A 3,737-nucleotide genomic window follows, 5' to 3' on the forward strand; every position below is an offset into this window, starting at 1 on the left:
GAGAGCTGTAGTTTTTATCGAGAATATTATCCAGACCTGCATAAACGTTTAGTTCAAGATGCTTCACTACTTGTTTCTTGTAACCTAATTTGGCATTTACAACATTGTAAGATGGATTGTAGCTTGTATTCGCATCGTTAAGAGGTAGTTTATCACTATAAAAATAGCTTCCATAGAAATACAATCCGCTTTTGGTTTCAAGATCTATTCCTGCATTTACCATCCAAGGCGCAATACCGGTTAATTCATTTCCATCATAAGTGGCTGTGACCTCATTTTGGGCATTTAAAGTCTTATAGTCTTTAAATTTAAAATCTGAATAGGTTATCGCTGCAAAAGGGCGTAAGCTAAGAATCTGGCTATCGTCTTCTGGTTTAAATAACTGATAGGATAACGACAGTTCTACACCATTATGGCTGGTTTTACCTGAATTATTATAGATAGTGATGCCTTGCTGAATAGATTGGGCAATAAGCTCACCCTTCATGTCCATTTTAAATAAGGCAAGATCGTATTCCAGACGAGATTTTAAGAGGTTACCCTTTGCATTAAACTCATAATTCAGCCCCTTTTCTGCCTGTAGATTCGGATTGATAGAGCCATCTACGTTCTTTATTTCGGAACTCGAAGGCGGAGAAAACCCTGAGCTTACACTTGCATGTAAACTAATCGCATCACTGAAAGTGTGGCTAAGGGCTATGCGTGGTGTTGCTTGTGGATCAAACTTTTTAACTCCGCTCTGGTTGGGTTTCAAGTAATCCCGAACATCATAATTCAGACTGTTGTAGCTAATACCTAAAGTTAAGGTAGTCTTTGCAGTCAGCTCTGTTTCAGACTGATAAAATAAGGAATACTGAGTGTTTCGATAATCAATATTAGCGTTTATTGTTCCTTCTTTACCCTGGTTGTTAACATACTGCGTTCCCTTGGTTAGACCACTGTTAAATTCAGCACCAACAGTAAATTTAGTAGGTAAAACACTAAAGCCGGGATCGTAGGCAAAGCGGGTTCTGCCACCGTAACTTTGGTATGTATTACGGATATACGCATAAGGAAGTGGGTGATTCAAATCGTAGAAATATGTAAAAACACTTGTGGTGTTAGAGAACTGATCGTTAAAGCGATATTGCTGTCCCAGGCCTACCCTTGTCCAGTTCTGATATCTACCTGCCGCTTTATCTAGATTTGTAGCGTTTGCTTGCTTTGGATTTGCAGCCACCTGATCCTGAGTTAACGACCCCGGAATTTGCGAATACTGTGTAGTTCTGTTCAGCATTAAAGTAACAATGCGCTTATCACTTGGAAAAAGCTGGAAATTACCAGTTAAAAACCTACGCATATCTTTGCTATGCTCACGATAACCATCGTATTCCTGCCAGCCATATGAAGCATAGCTATTCACTTTATCTCCYCCGCTTCTGTAGGTGGTAGCTAAACGGTGTAAGCCATAAGAACCAACAAGTGCAGAAGCTTCTATGCTTTGTTCCTGGTATGGCGATCGCTGTAATTGAAAGTTAATAACCCCAGCTGTTCCCGCACCATATATACTTGAAGCAGGGCCTTTTATCACCTCCGCTCTACCAATGCTGTTTACATCAAGTGCTTCAATTCTGGTGGTGCCATCGGCTTCTGTAACAGGGATTTCATTTACATAAACCTTTACGTTACGAATGCCGTAAGATGCACGCACGCCATTACCTCTTATTGAAATTCGGGCTTCCGAGAGCGTGCTTTGATCCATTCGGACCCCAGGAATTGAATTTAAAGCAGGTTGCAATGAAACTGCACTTCCACGGTTGATATCTCTTGATGTGATCAACGATAATCCTCCTGCCGTTTCCTTGTTGGTCTTGTTTTCACTGTAGCCTGCAACCCTAACCTCATTGAGGCTTACTCCATCTGCTTCTAGCTGAACATTCAGATCGTTTTGATAGGCGTTGATTTTAATGGTCTGTGATTTGTAACCAGGTAAGGTCGCTTTTAGTTGTCCATCTAGCTGAGAGCCATCGATTTCAAAGTATCCTTTTACATCAGACTTACCTACTTGTTGAGCAGTATTTGTTGTTAAAATAACACCAGCTAATGGCTGACGTGTTTGAGAGTCGTAGATACGACCTTTAATAAGCCGTGTTTGAGCTTGCGTATGACAAAATATCATAGCCAGCCCCATAGATATATATAAGTATCTGAATAGGTGCATTGTAAAAAATTAAAGTATAATTGTTATTCCATGAAAATAGCAGAATGTAACATTCTGCGGTAAGCATTGACTATGCCTGAGGTGGATGGAATATAGCAGCTGAATGCCTTGGAAGTGCAAAAGGCAGTTCAAAAGGGTTAATTACTTTAATCAGTTGGGGTAAAAAATTGAAATTTGTTTTATGTATGATAAGTGCTTCCTGAAAATGACCTTTTTGTGCAGCCCGACTTTGGTTCTTTTCTTTCTCTTCGGCCTGCTTAAGCTTTTTCATCAGGTAACACTTCCCATTGCAATGCATCATTGGTTTGTCTCTGTTCTCACAAAGTTCCGAAGCAATGTAATTCTTGTTCAGCTCAAATCCGGCATAGATGAAGAATCTGCTGAAATTAGCAGTCAACATCATGAAGATTAAAGAAAAAGCGATTAGGCCTCTGAACATAATTGCTGCAAAGGTAATGCTTATACGATATTAAACAACATATTTATTTCTTTGTACCAAAAGATAATGCTATAAATTTTATTTCTAAAGTCGTTTGATCTGAATGGATCTAAAATGTAACATTTCTTTTCTCAGTTCTTCTAATAGGTTAGTCTGGCGCTACAAAATGTAAAAAATCATCAATCACAATTTAAGTATCCTGAATGCTACAATTTACCAACTTCCGAAAATCATATGGTTATCATCCGATTTTACAAATAGAAAGCCTAAGGATTGAGCCTGGCATCTATTGGATAAAAGGTGTTAATGGTTCCGGAAAAAGCACTTTATTAAAGTCCATTGGCGGATTTCTCTTCTTTGAGGGTGAAATATTATTGAACAATGTGAGCGTTAAAAAGGATAGCGTTCCTTATCGAAAAATGGTAAATTTTGCTGATGCAGAACCTATTTATCCTGAATTTTTAACCGGATGGGAAATGATTGCCTTATTTGCAAAAGCAAAACAGGCAACCCCTGGTCAGGAATTGTATTTCATAAAAAGCATGAAAATGGAAAGCTATCTGAGCAATGCAGTGGGCTCTTATTCTAGTGGAATGCTTAAAAAGCTCTCCTTAGTGCTTGCTTTTTTAGGTAGGCCTAAAGTAATTCTGCTTGATGAGCCCTTGATTACTATTGATACGGAATCATTGGACATATTATGCCGGTGGATACTGAAAAAGCATGAAGAAGAAAACACTACTTTTCTTTTGTCGTCTCATCAGCCATTAAGTGAAGTGTTATTAACGAAAGCCCGGGTACTGCTGGTAGATAAACAAACACTTACAATGGAGAAATGAGACAATCGCCGTTAACTAATGTATTGATGAAAATTTTCTCGTCTGGTTTTTACCGGATGCATTCTGGAATGTTGATTTTCCTTTTTGGTACAATACTCTGTTATTGTTTTTTTATAAATACACTGGGGAGTGTTCCTATATGGGCATTTACGGTTTGGAATCTGATGATTACGCTATCATTGGTAAGCAGTCCGGTAATAATGGGTTTTTTCTGTTTGGCTGCTTTTATTTACACAATTAAAAGCTGGCAATATGTTACCAC

Annotated in this window: 4 protein-coding genes; 2 read left to right on the top strand and 2 right to left on the bottom strand. The window is 38.5% G+C overall.

The features are described from left to right. A partial coding sequence (locus AC1DDX_RS25180) for a TonB-dependent receptor (protein ID WP_477622806.1) occupies positions 1–2,200 on the bottom strand: 2,200 nt, incomplete at its 3' end. Between the two features lie 70 nt (positions 2,201–2,270). After that, positions 2,271–2,639: a hypothetical protein gene (locus AC1DDX_RS25185; protein ID WP_172662637.1), complete on the bottom strand. Its 369-nt coding sequence runs from the start codon at positions 2,637–2,639 to the stop codon at positions 2,271–2,273. Between the two features lie 203 nt (positions 2,640–2,842). Between AC1DDX_RS25185 and AC1DDX_RS25190 the strand changes: the two genes are divergently transcribed. Beyond that, positions 2,843–3,475, top strand: coding sequence for an ABC transporter ATP-binding protein (locus AC1DDX_RS25190; RefSeq protein WP_172662636.1), 633 nt, complete (start codon positions 2,843–2,845; stop codon positions 3,473–3,475). A gap of 26 nt (positions 3,476–3,501) precedes the next feature. Next, the coding region (locus AC1DDX_RS25195; RefSeq protein ID WP_477622807.1) for a hypothetical protein at positions 3,502–3,737 on the top strand (236 nt) is incomplete at its 3' end.

The sequence above is a fragment of the Pedobacter sp. 10L46_2 genome, assembly GCF_056395165.1.

Bases quoted from the DNA above. Each gene is read 5' to 3' on its own strand.
- AC1DDX_RS25185 (WP_172662637.1), bottom strand. From the start codon at position 2,639: ATGTTCAGAGGCCTAATCGCTTTTTCTTTAATCTTCATGATGTTGACT.
- AC1DDX_RS25190 (WP_172662636.1), top strand. From the start codon at position 2,843: ATGCTACAATTTACCAACTTCCGAAAATCATATGGTTATCATCCGATT.